Consider the following 2723-nt stretch of genomic DNA (forward strand, 5'->3'; position numbering starts at 1 on the left):
GGCTTGTATTGGTATCTTGATACTCATCCACCAGCAAGTATTTAAAGCGTTGCTGCCAGCGCTCACGTGATGTGGCGTTATTAGTAAGTAACAAAGTAGGGATCATAATTAAATCATCAAAATCCAGTGCGTTATAAGCACGTAGCTGATTTTGATAGCGAGCATACAGCTGTGCAAACAATGCCTTTTGCGCATCACGCGCTTCGCGTATTGCTTGCTCTGGCAGTACTAATTCATTTTTCCAACTACCAATTTCCATTTTAAGTAGTTTGAGTAAGTCCTTGTCTTTTTTTAGCTCATCTTCGGTAAGCTCACTAATAAGCTGATTGGTATCTTGATCATCAAATAACGAAAAGCCGGGTTTAAACCCTAATGTGCTTAACTCTTTTTTTATTATTTCTAAACCGAGTGTATGAAACGTTGATACCCATAAACCTTTAGCGTCTTGCTTTCCGAGCGTTTGCAGTACTCGTTCACGCATTTCTTTGGCTGCTTTATTGGTAAAAGTAACAGCGGCTATATTTCGCGCTTTGTACTCACATTTTTTCACTAAATAAGCGATTTTATTCGTAATAACACGGGTTTTACCAGAGCCTGCGCCTGCGAGTACTAAGCATGGACCACTAATATATTTTACGGCTTCATCTTGTTTAGGATTGAGTTTCATAACGACCAAAGAAATTTAAAAGACGCGCAATTTTAACGTAACCACTACTGCGAGCATAGCAATTGCCTTAATTAATTAATTAAGGTAAAGATGATCATGTGTTAAATACCATGGGTATAAGGTAATATTAGTTATTATTATTTTAGGCCGCATCGAAGGGACAAATATGATCAACCCAGCAAAACTTGAAGAAATTGCTAAGCAAATTACTAGCAATATGCCGCAAGGTGTAAAAAACCTAGCAGAGACACTCGAAGGTAAAACAAAGCAAGTTTTACAAAACAAGCTTGCTGAGATGGATTTTGTGAGCCGTGAAGAATTTGATGTGCAAAGCCAAGTACTTATTCGTACTCGCGAAAAACTAACCGAACTTGAAGCTAAAGTTGCATTGCTTGAGCAACAACTTAGCACTGAGACTGATGCTGAATAATTATACCAATTGCATTAAATTAGTGTTCTATTATAGCGATAAGAAAATAGCTCAATAACAAGGCTAAAATTATGGTACATAGTTGTTCTATATAAATAATTTTTAACGTAGTTAGTGAGTTATTTAATACGCTAGAATGATCATTTTTTTAATAAAATTGGTATTAATTTAGTGTACAAAAAAGGCAGCTTAGGCTTAATGCCAGTCAGTTAACAGCTGACTGGCTTTTTTTATTGGGGTATTTACTGGGTTTTGGTTTCACACACCTCGGATACGCCCGCTCCCGTTTTATCGGCAATATGTGATGTTCAACTTGAGCTTGTAATTGCTCTATTGATTTAGGTATCCGTCCTGCATTTTCTATAAACATTGTATGAATAAGGTTAATAATACTAATAGCACACGTCGTAAAACTCAGGTGTTTTGCATATATTCCAGATTTTTTCTGCGCCATTTTCACCATCTGGTATCGGAGCAAGTTATAGCTCAACATTACGCCCCATAATTCTTGCGCTATCATCTCAGGTTTCTTGCTGCGTAGCGTAAAGTGACTATTCAGTAAGGTTTGTTTCATTTCTCGATAACCAAGTTCAATTTCCCACCGATCACTATAGAGGTCAACAATTTCAGCCTTAGGGAAACGCATTGGGTCTGTTAATGAAGTGAGTATATTCACCTCTTTCCCCTTAACCGTTTTTGTGACTAGCCTAACTTCAATGCTCTCTGGTAAATCGTCGAACTTTTTTCTCGCTTGTGCTGTTGCTTTTAGCTTGATGAGTTTGTCTTGACGACCTAGAGAGCGAACAATTTCATATTGCGTGCCTTTTCTCATCGGTTGAAGCCAATGCCTATTTACCCCAGCATGATGCCAACGATTGAGTAAGCCTAGAGAATAGAAGCCTCTATCAAATAACGTCAGTGAGTTATCGGGTGTTGCCTCGATTAAGTCTTCAGCCAACACCATTTCACTTGTACGACAACTATCAAAGGCGCTCCCCATTAATAAATGACTAGTTAACTCCATCAAACACACCATGCGAACCTGAGGGAAGGCCGTGTCACCATACTGATTTTTCCACATGGAGAATGCATGTTGATTTTCAGCAGTATCCGGTGTGCGCCAAATGACACCATCAACACCCAGTAGTGATAGCCCGCACCATGTGGGATGGTTCGCATCAGCATTCCACATTTGCTGACTTTGCTCAAAAACCTGTTTAACGGCATCAGCCCCAAGCCGCTGCCTAGCCTGTACAACCGCGCTGGGCGCAACGAGTTCTTTTTTACCTGGTAAAGCGAGCCCTAATTTACTGACAATACTCCACAGTGGGTCTTCACGATAAAACGACATACAAATGACTGTCCAAACGGCCATCTCAACAGGAAGCCTTCTTTTCCTTATCGTCGCGACACCTGCGGTTTCTGCGCATTGTTTGATAAACTCAGGGCATAAAAAATCACTCAGTTGACCTAAGCCTTCTGAATTGGGTGCGTAGCTATTGGCTAGAGAAAGTGCGGTAGTGAGTTGCAAAATAAAAGGCTCCTGAATAAATTCAGAAGCCTTTATAAACTAACCAGAAGATCGGTCAATGGATCGTTAAATATTTCTTAACTGATCGGCATTAA

3 protein-coding genes are annotated in these 2723 nt (G+C 39.7%); 1 reads left to right on the top strand and 2 read right to left on the bottom strand.

Annotated elements, in window-relative coordinates; genetic code table 11:
• Window positions 1-667: UvrD-helicase domain-containing protein (locus L654_RS0113180; RefSeq protein ID WP_029753612.1), on the bottom strand; the 667-nt coding region annotated here is incomplete at its 3' end.
• 166 nt (window positions 668-833) lie between these two features.
• Here L654_RS0113180 and L654_RS0113185 point away from each other — a divergent pair.
• Window positions 834-1097, top strand: a complete 264-nt coding sequence (locus L654_RS0113185) for an accessory factor UbiK family protein (protein WP_024608186.1) — start codon at window positions 834-836, stop codon at window positions 1095-1097.
• A gap of 205 nt (window positions 1098-1302) precedes the next feature.
• On the opposite strand, the gene L654_RS0113190 is transcribed toward L654_RS0113185, so the two are convergent.
• Window positions 1303-2628: an IS4 family transposase gene (locus L654_RS0113190; RefSeq protein WP_024607224.1), complete on the bottom strand. Its 1326-nt coding sequence runs from the start codon at window positions 2626-2628 to the stop codon at window positions 1303-1305.
• Between the last annotated feature and the right edge of the window lie 95 nt (window positions 2629-2723).

It is taken from the genome of Pseudoalteromonas sp. TAB23 (assembly GCF_000498075.1).
Classification (GTDB): domain Bacteria; phylum Pseudomonadota; class Gammaproteobacteria; order Enterobacterales; family Alteromonadaceae; genus Pseudoalteromonas; species Pseudoalteromonas arctica.